The organism is Williamwhitmania taraxaci, assembly GCF_900096565.1.
GTDB lineage: Bacteria > Bacteroidota > Bacteroidia > Bacteroidales > Williamwhitmaniaceae > Williamwhitmania > Williamwhitmania taraxaci.
The window spans coordinates 1-22,135 of record NZ_FMYP01000053.1 but is presented as its reverse complement, the minus strand read 5'-3'; the positions used below and the strand labels follow the sequence as shown (position 1 = coordinate 22,135).

At 42.5% G+C, this 22,135-nt stretch carries 17 protein-coding genes and 1 tRNA gene; 7 read left to right on the top strand and 11 right to left on the bottom strand.

Translation table 11 applies throughout. The annotated features are described in order from the left end of the window. Nucleotides 1-105 precede the first annotated feature (105 nt). Nucleotides 106-2,898, top strand: coding sequence for a CHAT domain-containing protein (locus tag BLS65_RS12830; protein ID WP_092439630.1), 2,793 nt, complete (start codon nucleotides 106-108; stop codon nucleotides 2,896-2,898). An 11-nt stretch (nucleotides 2,899-2,909) separates the two neighbouring features. On the opposite strand, the gene BLS65_RS12825 is transcribed toward BLS65_RS12830, so the two are convergent. From BLS65_RS12825 to BLS65_RS12800, 6 genes are all read right to left on the bottom strand, one after another. After that, entirely contained in the window at nucleotides 2,910-3,647 is a 738-nt protein-coding gene (locus tag BLS65_RS12825) for a hypothetical protein (RefSeq protein ID WP_092439628.1), read from the bottom strand. Continuing rightward, entirely contained in the window at nucleotides 3,628-4,215 is a 588-nt protein-coding gene (locus BLS65_RS12820) for an RNA polymerase sigma factor (RefSeq protein ID WP_092439626.1), read from the bottom strand. Before BLS65_RS12820 ends, BLS65_RS12825 begins: the two co-directional genes overlap by 20 nt. A 249-nt stretch (nucleotides 4,216-4,464) precedes the next feature. Next, nucleotides 4,465-4,546: transfer RNA gene (locus tag BLS65_RS12815), tRNA-Leu, on the bottom strand. 61 nt (nucleotides 4,547-4,607) lie between these two features. Continuing rightward, nucleotides 4,608-5,333 carry an LPS export ABC transporter ATP-binding protein gene (lptB, locus tag BLS65_RS12810; protein WP_092439624.1) on the bottom strand — a complete coding sequence of 242 codons (726 nt, stop codon included), beginning with the start codon at nucleotides 5,331-5,333 and terminating at the stop codon, nucleotides 4,608-4,610. A gap of 29 nt (nucleotides 5,334-5,362) precedes the next feature. Next, nucleotides 5,363-7,840, bottom strand: coding sequence for a DUF5686 and carboxypeptidase-like regulatory domain-containing protein (locus BLS65_RS12805; protein ID WP_092439622.1), 2,478 nt, complete (start codon nucleotides 7,838-7,840; stop codon nucleotides 5,363-5,365). A gap of 58 nt (nucleotides 7,841-7,898) precedes the next feature. Further along, complete coding sequence (locus BLS65_RS12800; RefSeq protein WP_092439620.1) at nucleotides 7,899-8,873, bottom strand: KpsF/GutQ family sugar-phosphate isomerase; 975 nt, start codon at nucleotides 8,871-8,873, stop codon at nucleotides 7,899-7,901. 268 nt (nucleotides 8,874-9,141) lie between these two features. On the opposite strand from BLS65_RS12800, the gene recQ reads away from it, so the two are divergent. The 4 genes from recQ to BLS65_RS12780 all read left to right on the top strand — a co-directional run bounded on the left by recQ (nucleotide 9,142) and on the right by BLS65_RS12780 (nucleotide 14,279). Then, on the top strand, nucleotides 9,142-11,331 hold the full coding sequence (recQ, locus tag BLS65_RS12795) for a DNA helicase RecQ (protein WP_092439618.1): 2,190 nt from the start codon (nucleotides 9,142-9,144) through the stop codon (nucleotides 11,329-11,331). Between the two features lie 10 nt (nucleotides 11,332-11,341). Then, nucleotides 11,342-12,253: an ABC transporter ATP-binding protein gene (locus BLS65_RS12790; protein ID WP_092439616.1), complete on the top strand. Its 912-nt coding sequence runs from the start codon at nucleotides 11,342-11,344 to the stop codon at nucleotides 12,251-12,253. Next, the gene (locus tag BLS65_RS12785; protein WP_125869869.1) at nucleotides 12,250-13,071 is read left to right on the top strand and encodes a hypothetical protein; all 822 of its coding nucleotides are present in this window, start codon (nucleotides 12,250-12,252) and stop codon (nucleotides 13,069-13,071) included. The genes BLS65_RS12790 and BLS65_RS12785 overlap by 4 nt, the downstream gene beginning before the upstream one ends. Before the next feature lie 161 nt (nucleotides 13,072-13,232). Then, entirely contained in the window at nucleotides 13,233-14,279 is a 1,047-nt protein-coding gene (locus tag BLS65_RS12780; RefSeq protein WP_092439611.1) for a T9SS type A sorting domain-containing protein, read from the top strand. 68 nt (nucleotides 14,280-14,347) lie between these two features. Here BLS65_RS12780 and BLS65_RS12775 read toward each other — a convergent pair whose 3' ends face one another. From BLS65_RS12775 to BLS65_RS12755, 5 genes are all read right to left on the bottom strand, one after another. Beyond that, on the bottom strand, nucleotides 14,348-15,244 hold the full coding sequence (locus BLS65_RS12775; protein ID WP_092439609.1) for a hypothetical protein: 897 nt from the start codon (nucleotides 15,242-15,244) through the stop codon (nucleotides 14,348-14,350). A gap of 11 nt (nucleotides 15,245-15,255) precedes the next feature. Further along, nucleotides 15,256-16,482, bottom strand: a complete 1,227-nt coding sequence (locus BLS65_RS12770) for an ABC transporter permease (RefSeq protein WP_092439607.1) — start codon at nucleotides 16,480-16,482, stop codon at nucleotides 15,256-15,258. Then, a complete protein-coding gene (locus BLS65_RS12765; protein WP_092439605.1) occupies nucleotides 16,458-17,555 on the bottom strand; it encodes a glycosyltransferase in 1,098 nt (365 codons plus the stop codon). Before BLS65_RS12765 ends, BLS65_RS12770 begins: the two co-directional genes overlap by 25 nt. Then, a complete protein-coding gene (locus BLS65_RS12760) occupies nucleotides 17,552-18,691 on the bottom strand; it encodes a pyridoxal phosphate-dependent aminotransferase (RefSeq protein WP_092439603.1) in 1,140 nt (379 codons plus the stop codon). Before BLS65_RS12760 ends, BLS65_RS12765 begins: the two co-directional genes overlap by 4 nt. 84 nt (nucleotides 18,692-18,775) lie before the next feature. Beyond that, entirely contained in the window at nucleotides 18,776-19,729 is a 954-nt protein-coding gene (locus BLS65_RS12755; RefSeq protein WP_092439601.1) for a lysylphosphatidylglycerol synthase domain-containing protein, read from the bottom strand. 167 nt (nucleotides 19,730-19,896) lie between these two features. Between BLS65_RS12755 and rsmA the strand changes: the two genes are divergently transcribed. Both rsmA and ltrA read left to right on the top strand, forming a co-directional pair. After that, nucleotides 19,897-20,685, top strand: a complete 789-nt coding sequence (rsmA, locus tag BLS65_RS12750) for a 16S rRNA (adenine(1518)-N(6)/adenine(1519)-N(6))-dimethyltransferase RsmA (RefSeq protein WP_092439599.1) — start codon at nucleotides 19,897-19,899, stop codon at nucleotides 20,683-20,685. Nucleotides 20,686-21,323: 638 nt separating this feature from the next. Then, a partial coding sequence (gene ltrA / locus BLS65_RS12745) for a group II intron reverse transcriptase/maturase (protein WP_125869868.1) occupies nucleotides 21,324-22,135 on the top strand: 812 nt, incomplete at its 3' end.

Genomic DNA, 22,135 nt, shown 5'->3' with positions numbered 1-22,135 from the left:
TTGTTTTTAAACAATCAAATCTTCAAATTGCTAATCGTGTTGGCATATCTTCAAATTGCTGCATTGTCAATTTCTTTTTGCTAAATTTGCACAAAGAACCCTCCTATGAGATGCCATTTGTTTGGGCCGTTATCTTCCGTTGTAATTATTGCATTTGTCTTTACGGCTTCTCTTCAATCTAAATGCTATTGCGCCGTTAAGCCAAATCCAGATAGTCTTTCTCGAGTTTACAGCGACATGGGTTACGAATATGGTACGGCTGGTAATTTTACAAAGGCTGGCGAATACTTTCTGAAATCGATAAAGTTGTATTCAACAACAGAAAATCCGGATAGCAGTATCCTTGGAGCTCGATACTATAATCTTGGAAGTATAATGCAACAGCAGGGGTTTACCGATTCAGCTTTGGCCTATTATTCAAGCACAGTGCAACTACTCAAACCCCTTAACTCAGCCCTGTCGGATCTTGCTATTGCGTATGTAGAGATGGGTAACTGTTTCTTGGTTCGTCATGAATATCAGGAGGCTGTAAACTACACAAAACAAGGTATTGCCATTCTGTCGGCTCAGCCAAACCCTGATTATTCCCGGTTGGTGGTTGCCAATTTTAAGTTGAGTAATACTGTTGCTGGAATCGGTAATTATGATGATGCCATCTCCATTGCAAAAAGAAACATAGTTCTTGCGCAAAAGCGCATGCCTAAGATGCTCTCAGCCATTTATACTGGACTTGGCAATACTTATCTGTCGAGAACCAACTACGAGCAGGCGATGCATTGTTATAAACTTGCCGAAAAATCCATTGAACGAGGCGAATTCTTAAGCCTTGAAGATGCTAGCCATGTCTATAATAATATCGGTTTTTTGTATCGAAAGTTGCGTAAATGGGAGTATGCTGAACGATACTTAGAAAAATCTTTGGCATCTTTCAAGTCCTTTACTGGGAGTAGTCCCAGTAATATCGCACAGGTAATCTCAAATATTGGGGAGGTGAATTCCGATCAAAAAAAGTATACGGAAGCAATTGGACGATATCAGAAAGCTTTGTCTGTCTTGCGTAGGCCTGTCTCCCTCCACAAAACTTTGGCTCTACAATCGCTCTATTATTCGAGTTCACTTGCGGCTGATATTGATCAAAATTTGGGTGATGCATATCTTAATCTTTTTAGCCAGACTAAATCCTCTCATTATGCTCTGAAAGGACTTGCATGTTTCAAGGAAGCCATTGCCTTGGTGGAGAATTCCCGAATTGGGCTGCTAGGTGAAGAGGATAAGTTGCGATTATCGGAGCGCTATAATGAGGTTTTTAATAAAGCGGTAGGTGCTGCTTTGATACTTGCACAAACGAATAATGCATACGTTGATGTAGCATTTCGGTATGCCTCAAAAGGTAAAGCTGCGGTACTTTCCGAATCACTAAGGCGGATAAATGGGTTATCGATGGCCGGAGTGCCACCCGAAGTGCAGGCCAAGGAGCAAATGATTCGCCAACGAATTGGAGTGCTTTCGGAAATGATATACGAAGAGCAAAAGAAAAAAACGCCTTCGAAGAAATACTTGGAGAGTATTGATGCTGATCTCTTTGGTGAGCAGGAGCGGTATCGCCTTTTTCTCAAATCAATAGAAACGCACTATCCGAAATACTATGCTGCTGTTTTTGATACATCATCCGTATCCATTAAATCGATTCAAAAAAAGCTTAAGACAGATCAAGTATATGTAGAGTATGTAGTCCATGATTCTGTATTATATACATTTGCAATATGTTGCAGTAGTGTCCATTGGAAAGTGCAGGCGATGGATGCCGAATTCCATCGAAATTTAGTGACTTTCAAGAATGAGTTAGTTCCAACTGATTTTGGAAGTGTAAATGCCGAAAGCCTTAATCGGTTTGCTGCGTCAAGTTTTTATCTCTATTCGAAGCTGCTTCTGCCTTTTAGAGAGTTAATTAAAGGAAAAACGTTAATTGTCGCGCCCCACAACGAACTAACTTCCATTCCGTTTTGTGCACTACTTACTGCAATGCCAATCCGGCCAAAGGGATATTATGCTTTGCCATATCTTATTAAGTCCAATGCTTTGCTGGTGTCACTCTCCTCCAAGGAATTTGTGGGGAATGAATATCAATATCCAAAGGTATTTGCTTCCTCGCTATCGGTGGCTCCTAGTTATAAGGGCTCTTTTGAAGGTAGTTTAAGCAGCCGTGCTGCATATAGGGAAAAACTTCCGGAACTTTATGGGGCCGAGGATGAGGTGAAATGGGTAAGTCAGATTTTGAGTGGTGATGTGGTTGTGGGGAAGGATGCTTCAGAAACCAGTTTCAAACGGTTTGCAGGTAATTACGATATTTTGCATTTGGCTATGCATACATTTGTCGATGAGAAGAATCCCATCTTCTCCAAACTTATCTTTTTTAACAGCAGCGATTCAGTTAACGATAGTTACCTAAACGCATACGAGGTGTATGGACTTAAGCTAAATGCGCGACTAGCAATATTGAGTGCTTGTCGCAGTGGTGATGGGTCATTAGTTAAAGGAGAGGGGTTGATGAGCCTCTCACGTGGGTTTCAGTATGCAGGATGCCCGGCAATGGTAGTTACCCAATGGCTAGTTGATGATTTTTCAGGTGGGGCAGTTGTGAAAAACTTTGCTCGTGCGTTAAAGGATGGGTATTCTAAAAGTTACTCCTTGCGGAGAGCTCAACTCGAATTTCTCGAATCGTCCGACCCACTCCGATCGCATCCTTACTTCTGGGCCGGTTATCAAGTGGTTGGTGCCGACGACCCAGTTTTTGTCCCGCTTTGGCAGGCAATATTACCTTTTTTAGTTATATTGATTATTGGATTGCAGTTCTTCGTGGGGAATTTGTTTGGAAAAACGAGGGTTACTTTAGTCTAATACTTGCTGCCTCATTCAAGGTGTTTTATCAGTCTTTTGTTGATCTTCTTGGCACTTTCGGCATACTTCCCACCTTGTGCTTCTATTTTGCTTGATTCAATAAATGCCTCTTTATACTTTTCTTGACTTAGATAGGCTAGGCAGAGGTACCATTGTGCCGTTTCGGTGTAAATCGCATCTTGATTTTGGTTGATCATGATTTTTACTATCTCTTCAGCTTTTAGCGCCATGTCATTTTCAAGATATGCCGATGAGAGCATTAGTAATGCTACAGCGTCATTGGTGTGGGTTTGAGTATAGGTTTCTAACAGCGGAATCGTCTTTTTTAGTTGGCCTTGTCCATAAAGTTCCATTATTTTAGTTGGATCATTATTCGCACGGGAGCCTCGGGTTGTACCAGGTGTCTCATATCGAGAGTAGTAGTTTTCGAAAAGGTATTCTGGATTGCTGTAACTTGCCCAGAGAAGAATTGTTGCCACCACAAAAACTGCTACAGAGGCGGCAATCTTCACGGATATGTGGGTGAATAGCCCTTTTGTTTGATGGTTCTCTTTACTTATCTTTTCAAGTTTTCGCCTGAGATTGACAACATCTTCCTCGAGGATGGCTTCCTTCAATTCGCGGCAGAGTTTCACCTGAATTTTCAACTCGTTGTTGGTGGCCATTTCTTCCTCAAACGTTCTCGCTTCTTTGTGGGTGAGGCGGTCTTGGAGGTAATCGTCAATTTGGTTAAAACGGTTCGTTTCCATCGAGGGCAGTTATTTCTTTGAATAGGTGATCGCTTTTAATACTTTTTACGAGAGATTCTTTGCAGAGATACTTTCTTCGACGGGCAAAATCTTCGGAGGATATTTTTAGCTTTGTCGACATCTCTGCGAAGCTCTGGCCAGCAAAGAAAGCCTTAAGCGTATTCTGACAATCCTTCGAGAGCAATTTGAAGTGTTTGTAAAAAAGATCTTTTCGCTTGTTTTCTCTGTATGCTTCGTAGATTGAGGTCTCGTCAATTATTTCTTGTTCGTCCAGTTCTATGACATTCTCCTTTTGTCGATCGCGGGAGGTCTTTATCCAAATTATCCTGCACGTAGACATTAAGTAGGGGAGTACCGGCATGCTCTTGTCAATTTCTCCTGCCTTTGCTCTGCGGTAGTATATAATGATGGCTTCTTGGAAAATGTCGTTGGCGTCGCTCTCATGCCCATGCAGGTTTTTTATCATGGTGGAAACTAGCGGGAGAAACTTTTTGTATAGATGCCGAAGCGCATCCGAGTTTTGCCCTAGGATACCGTTTAGAAGTTCAGCATTGCTGTATTCGGCCAACGCAGTATGAGGATTAGATTACTGTGACAAAACTAGTTAATATGGAGTAAAATCCACGAAGATTTGTGTTTTAATACCCCTGTCGAAGAGGATCAATATATAAAAAAAGTTCTGGTATGTATGAAAATATAGAGAGAATATTGTGATTTATCAGTCCTTCTCTTGTATTTACCTTGAAAGGCCTATTTGATGGATGCCCAAGTTGTATAGTGGCAAAAAAAAACTCCGAAGCGTTTGCTTCGGAGTTTGTGCGGATGAAGGGACTCGAACCCACACACCTTTCGGTACCAGATCCTAAGTCTGGCGCGGCTACCAATTACGCCACATCCGCTAATTGTGGTGCAAATGTAGGTATTTTTTTTTCTTTTGCAACCTCTAAACTAATTTCCTTGTTATTTTCTTAATTCGAAGTTTTGTCCAAGGTATACCTTGCGTACCATAGGGTCCTCCGAGAGTTCTTGAGCACTTCCAGAACAGAGGATTTTCCCTTCAAAAAGCAGGTATGCCCTGTCGGTTATCGATAACGTTTCGTGAACGTTATGGTCTGTAATCAGAATTCCAATATTCTTGCTCTTGAGCTTGGCTACGATGGTTTGGATATCCTCTACGGCGATGGGATCAACACCGGCAAAGGGTTCGTCGAGCAAAATAAATTTTGGATCGATGGCCAGAGCCCGTGCAATCTCGGTACGCCTGCGCTCACCACCTGAAAGCTGTATGCCTAGACTTTTTCGAATTTTTTGCAAACCAAACTCCTCGAGCAGGCTTTCTACCTTTTCGTGCTGATCAACTTTGCTCATGTCCGACATCTCCAATACAGAACGGATGTTGTCTTCAACGCTCATCTTTCGGAATACGGATGGTTCTTGAGCTAAATATCCAATGCCCCGCTGGGCGCGTTTATATACTGGGTCGTTGGTAATGTCTAAATCATCCAGAAAGATCTTTCCCTCATTCGGTTTAATTAGGCCTACAGTCATGTAGAATGTCGTGGTTTTTCCTGCACCGTTAGGTCCAAGCAATCCCACAATTTCGCCTTGATTTACCTCTACCGAAACTCCGTTCACAACGGTGCGGGAGTGATATCTTTTTACCAGATTTTGTGTATAAAGCTTCATGGCTATGGTTCGAAAATTTTGGTTTAAAGTTAGAAAATTATCTGTAAGCCTACTCGAATACCGAATTTTTCAATGTTGGGATTGTCAAGATAGCTTAAGCGCCACATGGCATCTATGCGAATAACTTTGAAGATGTTTTCTACCCCGGCGCTCACCTCAAAGTATGGTTTTGATACATCGGTTAGCCCAAGTGGAAATTTCATCACGTCTAAGTTCTTTTTGTCGAGAGTGCCAATAAGACCTTTTCCTGAAACTACTTCCCTCCACTTAAGCTTTTTAAATAGGGGTAATCTGTTTAGGAAAAATCCTTGAAAATGGTGTTCTACAAATAAACTAACGTATTGATCGCTGGCAAACTCATAGTAGTTCATCATGTTGAATGCGTAGCGATCAAATGCATAAGTTTCATTGCCCTCATGGAGGTGGAGTAGTGGGTAGGGGATTTTTCCGAAAATTTTCCCGCCATCAAGAATGATTCTAGAATAGCCGAATGGATTGATATTTACCTTATAAAACAGATTGATGTGAGCTTTGTAGAATTCGTATTTGCTGTTGAATATATCTTTTAGGCCAGCAGTAAGGTCTAGGTTAACAATGGGTTTGTCGCTTCCAAGGCTTACGCGGTCGAATTGCCCCATCAAAAATTTTTCTCCCTTATACCACCTTGTATTCAGGTTTACGGTAGTTGTAGATAACTCCGAAAGCGAACCGCTCCCATCCGAGAATTCAAAAGGGATATAGACAGTGGGGTAGAGTCGGCGTTGCGTAACAGTAATGGCGTTGGAGAATCCATGGAACCACTCTTTTTCGTAACTAATTGAAAATTCCTTAACGAGCGATAGCTTATAGTTGGGGTTGCGGCGTAGAAAAGAGGTTACGATGTTATCCTCAGTCAATGCGTATTTGCTTTGCCCAAGTTGTTCAATGTCCTCTTTGTATGCGATGGTGGCTGATATTCGTGGGCTTTTGCTAATAATCCAGAGCACATCGCCTCCATACTTAAACCGATTGTCCTTGTCTCCGTATGCGGTGAAGCCACTAACCATTACCTTTTTACTAAACTTGTTTGAGGTTCGTCCGCTCACCCTAAATCTATTCCCCTCAATTTCGTTGAATGAATAGGTCTTGAAATATGGTCCAATTTCGAAGTATCCCACCACATAGTAGTAGTTTACCACCATATTTATAATATCTACAAAGGTCTTGTATATCGGTACATTTTGCACCGAATCAACCATCTGGTAGATAGCTGCTTCTTTTTTTGTGAGTTCAAAGGGACGTGATTGCTGCCAAAAATTTTCATCCTGGTTAAGCGCACCATCCTTAACCATTACTTTTTCGGCCAGTTTCGATAATGTATCTGGCATATCTAGGGTGAACTTTACATTACTATACGAGGTAGTTTTCCTTCCAAAAAACCCTGTTGTTTTTCTATCCGTAATGTTGAAATCGACAAATAGATTGGATGATTTCAGAAACCAGATCGAATCCCCTAGCATGGTATATTCAGAATTTACCACCATATCCTTTACAAAGTTTATGTTGGCAGATTTTTCCATGCGTAGGTTCGATTTAACGATGGCAAAAGTGGTGTCGTGCACCCAAATGTCTCCAGTAAATGTTGGTTCCTGTGATCGGCGTGGTTTAAATGAAATTTGGTAACACCACCGATTTCCAATGAAAGCACTATCAATAAGGTATAACTTATAGTACCAAAGCGACAAGTCGGCAATAGGACTAACAAATCCTTGGTTGAAAATATTGATATAGTTATCGTAGATGTTCATGCTCTGATACATCTTTCCGGTAAATTGGGCGACACTTTCGTTATTTACACCCGAAATTTTTGTGGCCTTAATTACCTCCTTTTCTACACGCGGATTTTTTGAGAAGTAAAAATCCGAAAGGGTTTCCGTAATAAAAATAGGGAGAAAGGTTTTTCCTGTCACGGCAGATGTGTCCACATAGTCGAAGATAAACTGAAACTGTTTGAATATCTTCTTGTTTTTCATCTCCTCATCCACGTTGTTGAGGTCAATTTCTACCTTATTGTAACTTTCATACTGGTAGTGGTCGAGTCGTTCGGGGTTATTTTGTGCCTTGTTAGCAATTATTTTCCGGATAATTGGATGTGCTGGATTTTCACCGGGCCTAACTACTACTCCTTCCATTAAGATGTTATTCGAAACCAACTTAAAGTCGATGGTTTGGAAAATATTGTATTTTATAGCCTGACTGAGAGGTGCATATCCTAAATACGAAACGGAAAGAGAGTCACCTTTTACCCTCGTTTCTAAGTAATAATCTCCATTGAAATCTGTAATAGTCCCAACAGAGGTTCCTGAAATGGAGATGTTAACATAAGGGAGCGGTTCACCGGTGGTAAAATCGGTAATACGGCCTCTTATTTTTGTAGTCTGTCCATACGATAGAAGAGATGTATTAATCGTAAGAAGCAGCAGTAACCCCAGCATTTTGCTGAGGTGCTTTATTATTGAATTTGTCATTGTCTTTAAATAGGTTTCCCCTTACTTTATATCGATGCGAGCAACGAGAAGAATAAATTTATACCACGCCTTCCTTAAGAATGTCGTGCAGATGAATCATTCCAACATAAACACCTTCGGCAGTAACCACAAGTTGTGTGATTTTGTTTTGCTCCATCAGGTTGAATGCGGAAATGGCCATTTCATCTTTCTCAATAGTCTTAGGGTTGGCCGACATGATTTCTTTGGCTGTAACCATGTCCACCGGATTGTTGTTGGCCAACATTCGTCGCAGGTCTCCATCAGTAATAATGCCTACCAATTTTTCATTTTCGTCGATTACCGCAGTTGCGCCTAATCGTTTACTCGATATTTCGAGCAAGATTGTTCTGATTTTGGCGTTGGTGCTCACTCTCGGTGGGTTTGCTTCGGAGAAGATGTCGCTAACCCTCATGTAGAGTTTCTTTCCTAATGCTCCTCCAGGATGAACGCGGGCAAAATCTTTGTCCGAAAATCCTCTGAGTTTTAGTAGACACACGGCTAGGGCATCTCCAATTACCAGCTGAGCGGTAGTACTAGAGGTGGGTGCTAGGTTGTTTGGGCAGGCCTCTTGGTCAACAGTCGCCTTTAAAACAAAAGTGGCTTTTTGACCAAGATAGGAGTCAACATTACTTACTATTGCCACAATTGGGTTTCCCATATTATGAATAAGAGGAATGAGGACCTTAATTTCAGGGGTGGTACCACTCTTCGACAGGCAGATAATGATGTCGTCGGGTTGGATAATCCCCAAATCACCATGAATTGCATCGGCTGCGTGCATAAAAATTGCTGGAGTACCGGTGGAATTAAGCGTTGCCACAATCTTATTGGCAATTATGGCGCTTTTTCCAATTCCCGTAACAATTACCCTCCCGTTGCTGTTGTATATCAAAGACACTACCTTTTCAAAACTATCGTCTACCATTTCTGCCAACTTTTCGATGGCTTGCGCTTCGGTAAGAATTGTTTTGATCGCTAACTCTTTGATATTTACTTTCTGTTCTTTTGCCATAGGTGTTCTTTTGTCAATAATTTTTACCTAGCGGTCAATTGGGTAGGGCTTACTCAAAAAATTGTGTAAATTTAGTTTAAAGATTTTAAAAATCAGCACTAGGCTATTATTGTTATCCGTTCTTTTATTTTTTGATGATATTCGTCAAGTATTGGTTTTTTAAGTTTGAAATATTTTTCTTTTTACATACTTTTGATTGGCTGTGCATTTAATTGTATATGCTTGTATGTCAGTAAAATAATATATTTATTCGATTGGAGGAGGAAAAATGAACGCAAAAAATGTTACGCTTTCTGAGTATCTCAAGAAGTTTTTTGGCTTCTCGACATTTAAGGGTAATCAGGAGGCAATCATTCAAAACGTTCTGGATGGGGAGGACGCTTTTGTGCTAATGCCCACAGGTGGTGGTAAATCGCTTTGCTATCAACTCCCAGCACTAATTCTGGACGGAACAGCAATTGTTATATCTCCGCTCATTGCACTGATGAAAAATCAGGTGGATGTGCTGCGGAGTTTAAGCATGGATGATGGAATTGCCCATTTTCTTAATTCATCGCTCACCAAGGCCGCTATCAATCAAGTTAAGGAAGACTTGCTTGCAGGGAAAACCAAGTTGCTATACGTAGCCCCGGAGTCGCTTACGAAGGAGGAGAATATTCAACTTTTAAAGCAAATTAAGATTTCTTTCTATGCAATTGATGAGGCTCACTGTATTTCGGAATGGGGGCACGACTTTAGACCAGAATACCGGCGTATTCGTCCCATTATTGGGGAGATAGGAAAGGCACCTGTAATTGCACTTACTGCTACTGCTACGCCAAAGGTGCAGAACGATATTCAAAAAAATCTTGGGATTCTCGATGCGAAGGTGTTTAAGTCATCGTTTAATCGTGAAAACCTATACTACGAGGTGAGGCCCAAAGTGGGTGCGACGCGTGAAATCATTCGGTTCATCAAGAATAACCTTGGAAAATCGGGTATTATATACTGCCTCAGCCGTAAAAAGGTAGAGGAGATGGCTGAAGCCTTGCAGGTTAATGGTATTAAGGCATTGGCCTATCATGCCGGTATGGATTCAAATACGAGGTCCGATAATCAGGATAAATTCTTGATGGAGGATGTCGATGTCATTGTGGCTACCATAGCTTTTGGGATGGGAATTGATAAACCGGATGTGCGCTATGTTATTCACTACGATATTCCCAAGAGTTTGGAGGGCTATTACCAGGAAACTGGTCGTGCTGGCCGTGATGGTGGCGAAGGACATTGCCTAACATTCTACTCCTACAAGGATATTCAGAAGTTGGAAAAATTCATGCAGGGCAAGCCGGTTGCCGAACAAGAAATCGGGAAGCAGCTATTGATTGAGACCGTTGCCTATGCTGAATCGGCGGTTTGTCGGAGGAAGATGCTCCTTAACTATTTTGGAGAGGTATACGAGCAGGAAAACTGCGAGCACTGTGATAACTGCTTGCATCCAAAAACCAAGTTTGATGGAAAAGACGATCTTCTCCTTGCGTTGGATGTTATAATTGCTGTTCAGGAGAAGTTTAAGGCCGATCACGTGGCCAACATCCTTGTTGGTAATGCCTCTACCTCTGTGAAATCTTATAAACACCATCATCTCGAGCTGTTTGGATGTGGTTCGGAGAAGGATGTCCGTTTTTGGAATGCGATTATCCGCCAAGGACTTGTGCTTAGATTGATTGAAAAAGACATTGAGAACTATGGTACCTTGATGCTCTCGCCTAAGGGTAAGGAGTATATGGAAAATCCATACACGGTGATGCTTTCGCAAGACCATGAATACGAAGAGGGGGACGACGATGAAGCCTCTGGTCCTGCAGGAAACAAAAGCACCGCTGCTGATGAGGAGATCTTTGCTTTACTCAAAGATTTGCGCCGAAAAATGAGCAAAAAGTTGAATTTACCTCCGTTTGTTATTTTCCAAGACCCTTCCCTTGAGGACATGTCGATTCAGTATCCTACCAGCATGGAGGAAATGCAAAATATTGCGGGCGTGGGTGCTGGTAAGGCAAAGCGTTATGGGAAGGAGTTTATTGAACTGATCAAAGTCTACGTTGAGGAGAAAGAGATTGTGCGGCCTCAAGACCTTGTGGTGAAATCGGTAGTCAACAAATCGGGACTTAAGGTATACATCATCCAGAGCATTGATAGGAAACTGTCGCTTAGCGATATTTGTGAAGCCAAGAATATTGAGATGAATGATCTTCTTACTGAAATTGAGTCGATTGTAAGTAGTGGGACAAAAATCAATATTGATTATTATATTAATGAAGTTCTTGACGAAGAGAAGCAAGGTGAAATTTTCGACTACTTCATGGAAGCTGAAAATGAATCGATTGCCGATGCACTAAAAGAACTCGGTGAGACCGATTTCTCTGAGGAGGAGATTCGTTTGTTGCGTATCAAGTTTATGTCCGAAATGGGTAACTAAACTGTTTTTCATGGAGGCCGATTCTCCAATTATTACGGTATCGCATGTTTATAAATCTTACAGGGAGATAAGGGCCTTAAAGAATTTTTCTTTAAAGGTCTATCCCGGTCAGGTTATGGGAATATTGGGTCCAAACGGTAGTGGTAAAACGTCGGCTCTAGGTGTTTTACTCGGAGTGGTTCTTCCCGACGAAGGTGAAGTTGATTGGAGTGGGGGTAGTAAATGTTTCCATAAGTCACACTCGGTTGGTGCTTTGCTATCGCCGGCCAAGTTTTACATGAACCTTTCGCTCTCCGAGAATCTCGCCATTGTTTCGAAACTTAAGAATATTTCGCATTTTCAGGCAAAAGATGTGCTGTCGAAGGTCGGGTTAGCTGACCGGGCAGGTGTTAAATTTTCTACTTTAACTCCTGGTTTACGCCAGCGATTTGGTATCGCGTCTGCGCTTGTTGGGAATCCTAATGTGCTGGTTTTCGACGAGCCTACCCTTGGTGTCGATCCTGAGGGCACTGAAGAAATCCGATCGTTAATAGCATCGCTTCACGAGCAGGGTAAGACCATTATATTGTCAAGCAATCTATTGAGTGAGATAGAACAGCTGTGTACCCATGTCGTAGTGCTAAAGCGGGGTCGGCGGCTTGTGAATGGATCCATCGAGGATGTTTTCTGGAGCCAAGAGAAGTTTGTCCTAGCTGCTCCCGAAATGGAGCATTTACGGTCTATCTTTGTTGACTCTCCGATGGTTCGATCGTGTAATGAAATTGAAGGCGCGCTGGAATTACTACCCGCCGAAGGGATTACCCCTTCCGATGTGAATCGCTTTGCTTTTGAGAATGGTATTGTTCTTTCGCGGTTGGAACAGCAAAAATCAAGCATGGAAACTCGCTTCATAAATCTTATGAAAGAGGAGGTTCTTGCATGAGGCGGTGGCTGACTTTATTGGAAATTGAATGGTTAAAGGCGAAATCGTTTTATGCTTTCAGTATTTCTATTGCAGCTCAATTATTTGTTTTTTTGGCTATTATTTTTGTTGGATCCAATATTGACCTTAATATCCAAGGAGTTTCTGCACACCCTTTTTTCGAATTTCCTCATATTTGGACTTCTTTCGCCTGGCTACTCAGTTGGATAAGCCTGTTTACAGCATTTGCCATGCTTGTGATTGTTGGGGCTGAATTTGGCGAACGAACCTATCACTTTCAACTGGCCAATGGGCTAAAACGATTTGAACTGTTAGGTGCGAAGGTATTATTGGCAATCAGCCTGTCTCTCTTTTGGGCATTAGTGCTTTTCGTGGTTACACTCCTCTTTGGTGCCTACTATTCAAATACGGTTTCCCTGAATGATGTTTATCACGGGGTAGAAGTTTCTCTCTTTTTCTTTTTGCATACTTTTTTTCTGCTAGCCATCGCATTGATTATCTCCTTCCTTATTAGGAATACAGCTCTTTCTGTTTTAGCATTTGTTGTTCTTATGCCGTTGGAGGTTGTTATAAGAACCTTTCTTCCCGATTTTGTGAGATTTTTCTTTCCGTTTAGGGCACTTCAGAATCTAGCTCCAATGCCCGATTTTTTTGGCTTGGCAGTGATGAATAATCCAGAACTTGCCGCACTTAAATCTACCGTTGCAGAGGTTTTCGCTCCGATTGTCTCTATCTGGATTACCGTTGTTGTTGCAGTGTTATACTCACTGTTTTCCATTATCATTATCTTTTTTTCGCTAAGGAAACGGAGCTTTTAGCTTTCATTCCTGGTTTTTTGTAAATTCGTTTTGTAACTTTCGACGTGGCTATCTTCTGAATAGTTTATTGGTTTGCTCCTATTTATTAAAATTTTAATTTGATTGACGAAGTGTAGTTGGTGTGTAGTCATATGTAGTATTTAAATTTAAATCTTACAAGGATGAACAAACTTTTACTCTTAGCAGTATCACTCTTATGGGGTGTTTCTGGCCAATCGCAGGTTGTTCTTACCTACAAAATCCATGGATTGTTGGCTGGAACAGAAAATCGTATGCAGTTGACAAGTTATGTCGATCCGGGTGAAACGGGTGTCAATACTCGTTGGGATTTTTCTGAGGTTAAAAATACAGGTACGTTTTCTGGGTCTCTTACCTCTCTTTCTCTTTCACGAGCCGGTGCACTTTTTTCTGCTGGCAACACCACGCTCGAAGAGTTTGGAAATCTTTTTGTTTTTAATACAACTGAGGAAAAACTAGAGCAATGGGGTTACTTGTCGGGTCAAGGTGGGACTCGAATTCAGTATACCAAGCCATTCGTAAAAATGAAGTTTCCGTTCTCCTTTGGCCGCGAGTTTTCTGGCGATTTTTCGGCAGAATACATTGCTGGGGATAAGGTGATGGGTTCTATGGTTGGAACTTATTCGGTGGCGGGTGATGGGCTCGGAACTCTCATCCTTCCAGATGGAAAAGAACACGTAAATGTACTGCGTGTAAAAGAGGTTAAAAAGTATGAAACGAATTTGAATGGACAGCGGTTCTACTATGTCGATGAATCCATTCGGTGGTATTCACAAGACTCGCGCTATCCTCTTATGGTCCTTATTAAAAGTAGTGTTTCTGGACTTAATGGCAGTAAATCCGTTCCAACGGTGTCGACGCGGGCCGCCTATAGCACTGTTATTCCAGCGGAGAGGGGATCGTTGTTCATGGAGGGTGTAAAACTTGCTCCAAGTATAAAGGTGTTCCCAAATCCATTTAGGGGACAAGCCACTATTGCGGTGAATCTTTCTGATGTGACGTCATTAACCATTGATGTTTTTGATGTTTCAGGAAGATTGGTGAAGCAACTTGTTTCGGCAACGTTACCGGCAGGCGATCATTCCTTCATATTTAGTAACGATGAAAAAGAGAGTAATGAAGGGGCCTATATTATACGTGTAAATTCAAATGGGCAACTCTCCACCTATAGAGTTGTGGAGTTAAAGTAGTTTGTGCTATCTTAAAAAAAAACACAGCCCGGGCTATTTGGTCCGGGCTGTGTTTTTTACGGATAGTGTTACTTGATATATTTTATCTTTCGCTTATATTCCATTACCAACTGGGGTTTAATGAGATTTTTTGTGCTGTCAATCTCTCCTTCATATATTTTTTTCTTAACCCAATTTCCATTGCTGTCGTAATCGAACTCCACATAACAGAATATTTGGTCGGATGGAGTGTCGTTCCTAGGGTATAAAAAACAATCGCCATGGAGATTGTATTTTTCATTTCCTGTTTTCTTTACAGCAATTCGTCCTTCTGATGTCGATACAGTTCTACCACTGGCATCCATAAGTTTATAGATGATTTTATTATGTGCATAGTCTGGAATTCCTACTTCTATGGCCATTAGGGTGCTGTCAGGTGAACGTTGTTCCACTTTTATGGGCAATCCAAGACTGTCGTTTTTTACCATAAGGAAATAAATAAGTTCTCCATTGAGCTTGATGGAGTTAACCATACCTAATAGGTCCCCTTTATAGGCGTAAACCGATTTTTCGAGTGACCATTGTATTCCATCGGTACTGCGGCGAAGCGTTTTGGACAATATTTGCTTTCGAGGATTGAACGAAAATACATTGCTTTCAATTTTAACCCCATCTTGGCTAACCGATTGGTTTATTTGCCGTCGATCAACCGAGAAGGTTATTTGTGCTTGGTTCGTTACTGGCGTACCCGTCTTATAAGAGGTTGCCGTTTCATTAATTTCCTGGGCCTTCCAGTACTGCACCGTGAGTGAGTTGTACTGACTGCCTCTTAAGTCTTGGAGCCATTGCGAATGGGCCGAACTTGATGATAAAAGAAGGGCTATAAAAAAAATAACGACTGTAGGCATGAAAAGTGAATTTGAGCTGGAATCATCTTCGAGTTGGCAATTGTATTCCACCTTTCGTAGTTTTACTTTGGGTTGCATGATGCAATTATTTATTTAGATTCTTTAGTATCAAGTGCGTCTCTAAGTCCATTGCCAATAATGTTGAAGGCAAGCACGGTAATCATTATGGCGAGTCCAGGGAGCAGTGCCATGTAGGCGGAATCGAGAATGATATAGCCGTAGTGATCCTTAACCATTCCGCCCCATGTAGGCGCAGGTGGCTGAACACCAATGCCGAGAAAACTCAATCCTGCTTCAATTAGAATGGCGGCGGAAAAGTTGGCTGCAGAAATGATAATAACTGGATTGATGGCATTGGGCAAAATATGCCTAAAAATAATACGTCGATTGCTAAGTCCTATCACTTTTGCGGCTTCAACAAACTCTTTCTCGCGAAGCCCCATTACTTGTCCTCGCACCACTCTGGCCACTTCCACCCACATGGTAAGACCAATGGCAACAAATACTTGCCAGAACCCTTTTCCCAGCAGGAGTGTTATGGCTATGGCCACAAGCAGTGTTGGAACTGACCAAAAAACATTGGTTAGCCATGAAATGGCATGGTCGATTGTTTTTCCGTAGTAACCCGCGGTTGCACCCAAAAAGAGGCCAATGATTAGGGAGATGCTAACGGCCACAAAACCGACCGACAAGGAGATACGTGTGCCAAGGATTAGACGACTCAGCAAATCTCGGCCGAACCGATCGGTGCCAAGAAGGTAGTAGCGTGTTTCAATTAAATTTTCGGCTGCTTCTTTTTTTAACTCAGCTATTGAAACCGTATGAATGGAACCGTCGACGCTTTTGTAGGTATAAATGGCATTTTTCTTTTGTGGTTGTTCCAATGGATCTATGGCAAATAGCGCATTAACTAGGCCATAGGTGGCTGTTAATGGTTCGGTTTTATCGCCTGTGAAGAGTTCTACTCTTACGCTATCCCCAATAATTTTGTAGCTGTATATTGGTATGGTTGTAACCCCCGACTCTTGGCCAAAAAGCATCCGGTAGAAGAAGTTGTGTTGCTCAATGGTCTGGTTTTGTTTTATTCGGAGGAAAGAGGTTGAGAAGCCGGGCTTGCACGCCGCAAGTTCTAGGTGCTGATCGTTGGCATTAGGGGTGGAGTCCGGGGTAATCGCATATCCAAGAATTGCAACGAGAGTTAATACTCCAATGAACACTACGGAAACCATTGCTAACTTGTTCTTGCGTAGTTTCCGCAGGGCTATCTCGGTTAAGGAGCCTGAACGGTTTTCTAACTCTGCGTTCTTTTTTTCCATGTAAATTTCAGAAAGAGTGATGCAAGGGCTACAAAAGTAGCATAAAATGGCATCAGTAGTGCCGATAATATAAAGCTAGCCGTTTTCGGATAAGCGCCATAGACTTTTTTACCCGGTACAAAAACGAGTATAGCCTCTGCTATTATCTTAGGTCCCCATATCAATGAAATGGAGATGTATCGCTCTGGATTTACTATAGTATAGGGGATCACAGCAACTGCAATGAGGTTTGTTATAAAGGTTATTCCCCCAAGTGCTAATGTTGCAGGATTGGTTATATGTTTACTTTTTGACGCCCACCGAATTTTCTGCTGGAGCATTGCGTAAAAAGCTGTTTCTGGTTTGGACGTGATAAGCATCTCTTTTGACAAGCAAAATTCAACCGCTTTTTTTTCCTTTAATAGATGATGTAGAAGGAAAATGTCATCTCCTGACGGGGTCTCCTCTTCTTTGAGATTAACTCTGTTGTATTCATCCTTCGAAAAGCAAAGATTTGCCCCGTTGCATAGGGTTGGGTATTTTAGGGCCGCACTACCAAAGGTAACCATTTGAAGTGCCCTGAATTCCCAGTGCTGAAATGTCTCAAGGAAGGAGTTTGAGAATGGAAGGCTTACGGGGCCAACAATAAGCGCAGGATGTTTTTGCTTAATTGTGCCAGCGAGTGTTTTTAACCAAAACGGGCTTGCGATACAATCGGCATCAGTGGCCGCAATGTAGGGGAATAGGGCTGTCTCAACTCCTGCTTTTAATGCTGCTTTCTTTCCAAAAGAGCCATTGGGTAGCACTACTATGCGAACAAGCGGCGACCGCGGAATCCGTATTATGGTCGCATCATCCGAATGATCGTCTACTACAATTATTTCGAAATTACTACTGGGATAATCTTGTGCCAGAATTGAATTTATAACTTCCTCGATGTTTTCTTCCTCATTACGGGCCGCGATTATAACTGAAATGAATGCCTCGCTATGGCTAGGTTGTTTCTTTCTTTGAGACAAAACAACGCCAACTGTAAATGCTAATAAAAGAATACAGTATGGAAGTATTAGGAAAATGATGAAAAGAGAGTTCATCGCTTGTTGAAGAAACGCTCAATTCTGCGACTTGCTTCCTGTATCTCTTCCTTGGGCCGTGCTATGTTGAACCGAAGGAAACTTTTTGAATTTTCCGAGAAATGCTCCCCTGGGATGGTTGCGACTTTTTGCTCTTCAAAAAGGGCCATCGCCACTTCAAAGCCATCGGTGTAGCCAACAGGGAGTTTGGCCCAAACAAAGTAACCTCCATCGGCATGAGGAATGGTGAATCCAATTTTGGCAAGTGTCTCTTTTAAAATTGTATAGTTTTCGGCGAGTATCGCTCTTATCTCATCAGTATAAGGCTTGCCGCATCTGTCGTTGAGCAGGTAATCGGCAATGGCACGCTGGTAAAGATGCGATGCACACAACCCGGTGTAGTCATGGATTGCACGAATACCCGGCATGTGGCTTTGATGAGCAATAAGATATCCTATGCGCCAACCCGTGATAGAAAGCATCTTGGAAAAACTATTGACATAGAAGAGCCTGTGATTCAATTGTTCTACCGGCAAGTATGGCTTCTTTGTATAGTAAAGATCTCGGTAAACGGCATCTACCGTAACAAAGAAATCTTCCTCGCGGGCAATTCGGAGTAAGGTTAATGTTTCTTCTTTTGAAAATACTTTTCCGTATGGATTTCCAGGAGTACAGTATATGAGCAACTTAACCTCGTTTTTTCGTGCAAAAGCACTGACTTTATCGGGGTCGAATGATCCATCTTCATTGAAAGGGAAGGGGACGAATTTGCAGCCGTAAATCGCGGGTAAGTTCTTGTAACTCTCATAGGCAGGATCGAATGCCATGATAGAGAATGACTTTCCTAAATACTGTTTTAGGTAAATGATGATTAGGTTTAGCGCCTCGGTTGCCCCTTGAACAATTAGGAAATTGTTGATGGAAAGGTCGATATCCTTAGAGTAGCGTGCCGTAAGTAGATTTAACAGCCCTGCATCTCCATTTCCAGGAGCGTATTGGTGAAATCCGGTTGTGGAGTGCTTTATAAGTATGTCAATGAGTTTATCAGGTGGCTGAAATCCAGGTATCCCTTGTGCTAGGTTTATCCCTCCTTGATGTTTTACCTTGTTGCTAAAGTAAGAAATAAGAGATCCCGACGGCTTTGTATACATCTCCATTGAAAAACAGTTTTCACAAATATAATGAAGTTGATCGTTTTTTTTGGGAGGCACAAAAATTAATGTCTCGAAATGTTTTCCATATTAAATGGATTGCTTTTTACGTATAAACGGGCTCGAAATAACGAAAATTGTTCCTGTAAGTGCCGGAATGGCTATGTTCATTATCCAAATCGTTGTGCTTGCGGCTGCGGCCACTTCTTCGTTGTTCCTAGTCGAACCCAGAAATAGCATGGCCAAGGATATCTTTACTCCTATGTCAATAACGGCAGGTAAGGGAATAATGCTCCCTACCAAAAAAATACAAGCCACAGCGCTAGCTGCTTGCAAGATTGCTAGGTTGCACCCAAATGCGTAGAGCACGAATATGTATTGGGCGAGAAAGATGCTGTAGCGGATAAAGCTTAGCACCAAAACAGTTGCAACTTGTTTAATGGTAAATAATTCCAAATTCGCCATGCTCTTTTTTACCCTCTGCGTGAAATGGTGATTGGCAGTCCATTTAAGCAATGAGGGCGAAAGCAGCAGCAGGGAAAGGGAGAGGGCGAGAAGGATGGCTCCAATGCCAATAAACCAAAGGAGGTTAGCAGAGGTGGAATTGTATTTATTCGCAATGGTTATCATGCCCAGAATGCCAAAAAGCAAGGTGGCTGCTTGTTGGCTAAAGCTACAAATTAGGGCTGCCGCGGCCGTAGTTAGGTAGTTACCACATGGTGCCATAAGCGCCCGCGCAAAGGGTTCGCCAATTCGGTTTGGTGTTAGAATCCCTAGCGCCATGCCGCTTAGAACGCTTTTGTAGGCAGGCCAATAGCCATTATTTGTTTTCCGAAACACCAGATAATACCACTTGATTGCCTCAATACCATAGTTAATTGGAATAAGGAGCACGGCAATCGCCAGTAAATTAAATGAAAGGTTCTCCAATAGGGACTCCCCATTTTGAAAGGTATCCCTAATATGGGGGAATAAGCGCCAAGTAAGGAATATCCAGACGAGCATACCTAGAATAGCGAATAGACTCTTTCGGCTTAGCGGCATTTCTTTTTTTCAAAGATGGAGCTTTTTTAAAAAAGAGTGGATCCATTGTGTATAATATGTTCGCGGTTTACTATTATAGATACAAGTTCAGGACCGCTTAGGCACCATTTTGTTGTGGGTAAAAAAATCTTGCAAATTTTAACGACCTTTGCAGCAAATTATGATTCATGAACGTACGTCCAAAGAAGCAGCTGGGGCAGCACTTCCTTCGCGATAAGAATATTGCCAAGAAAATAGTCGATAGTTTGAAGAGCGAAAAGGTTGCGGCTATTCTGGAGATCGGTCCGGGAATGGGTGTCTTAACCCAGTACCTGGTGGATCTACCCACTCCGCTTTACGCAGTGGAAATCGATACGGAATCGGTGGAATATCTGCATTTGCACTACCCGCAACTTGGCGATCATCTGCTTTCGCAAGATTTTTTGAAGATGAATTTAGAATCATCACTTCCCGGTCCGCTCGCCATCATTGGGAACTTTCCCTATAATATATCCTCCCAGATATTTTTCAAGGTTCTGGAATACCGCGAGATGATTCCGGAAGTTGTGGGAATGATTCAAAAGGAGGTTGCCGAACGGATTGCCGAGAAACCAGGCACCAAGACCTATGGAATTTTAAGCGTACTGCTTCAATGCTACTATAAGATTGAGTATCTGTTTACCGTTAACGAGGGCGTATTTGATCCCCCTCCTAAGGTGAAATCGGCAGTAATTCGTCTAACGCGAAATGACGTTACCGATTTGGGATGCAACGAGAAGTTGTTTGTAAATATTGTAAAATCTACGTTTAACCAACGGCGAAAAACTATTAGGAACTCTATCCGTGGCGCCTATGGAGGTGAACTTCCCGAGCATCGACTATTGACGATGCGTCCGGAACAACTTTCGGTGGCCGAATTTGTGGAACTTACCCGGCTGGTTGAAGCCGATCAAACAAGAACGAGTATGCTCGTCTAGATACTGTTTAACAGAAAACCCCGATGCTAATCGGGGTTTTCTGTTTAGTATGTCGGGCATAGCCCATTTCTAGCAGGGTGCAAGTCCTTTTACACGCCGAGTTGAAAGGAAGTGTTAGCGAATGGCAAGGGTGTTTGCCGTGAGGCAAAATCTGAAAGAAGCCATCAGCAAAGTTAGCGTATTGACGTACAGAAACCTGGTATAAGGCTGAATATCGGAGAGCGAGCGAGCCATGGATTGCTACAGCCCGAAAATCAACCGTAACCGCTTACAGTAAATCAGGCAGCACCTAACGAAAGAAATGGATTTTATCCCGAGAGGTCTTGCACCGTGCCGTGGAGGGCAAGGATACTAGCGATAGTATCTGCGACGGTAGCAAGAAGTCAGCAGAGGACCTAGTAGTGGAGGCAAAGCTATCCGAAACGAAGGTTTGAATCTTTAAATTTAAGGAGGAGTTAGTTTAACATTAGGTTTGTGGAGCAGAAGCAAGATATGAGCTATTAACTACACCTGAACTTTGGTTCAGCAGGGGAAGCCATGCGCCCTTTGAACGACAGCGAAGCTGATTACAGAAAGGTTCAGCAAACAGACGTAGCAGGAGAGCAGGAGAGCAGGAACGAGCCTTAACGAGTCATCTAATGCAGGTTGTATGCTCGCACGATAATATCAGGCGAGCCTACAAGCAGGTAAAGCAGAACAAAGGCGTAGCAGGAGTTGACCAAATGCCGGTAGGTGCTTTTGCAGTATGGTATGCCAAAGAAGGGGAATACCTTCTAAAGCGACTATTAGCAGGCACCTATCAACCGCAGGCGGTAAAGCTCGCAGAAATCCCCAAGCAGAGCGGCGGCAAACGCAAGCTGGGCATCCCCACGGTAACGGACAGGATAATCCAGCAAGCCATTAGCCAAGTATTAGGCCCGATTTACGAGAGGAAATTTTCCTACCACAGCTACGGCTTCCGCCCCAACCGCAGCGCCCATAAGGCGCTGGCAAAGGCAAGCGGCTACGTAGAAGCAGGCAGGACAATAGTCGTAGATTTGGACTTAAAGACTTTTTTCGATGTGGTTAACCACGACCGACTAATGTACCGCCTATCGGAAACGATAGGAGACAAGACGCTGCTAAGACTGATACGCAGGTATCTGCAAAGCGGGGTAATGACCGATGGCGTCATAAGCCAACGCACCGAAGGTACACCGCAAGGCAGCCCACTTTCGCCCTTACTGTCTAATATAGTTTTAGACGAGCTGGATACGGAGCTGGAGCGACGGGGCCACAACTTTGTTCGATACGCCGATGACTGTAATCTTTTCGTACGAAGCCAAGCGGCAGGAGAGAGGGTAATGCAGTCAGTAAGCGACTTTATCGAGAATAAGCTGAAGCTCATCGTGAACAACGCGAAGAGTAAAGTTTGCTACCGCAACCAAACCAAGTTTTTGGGGTATACCAT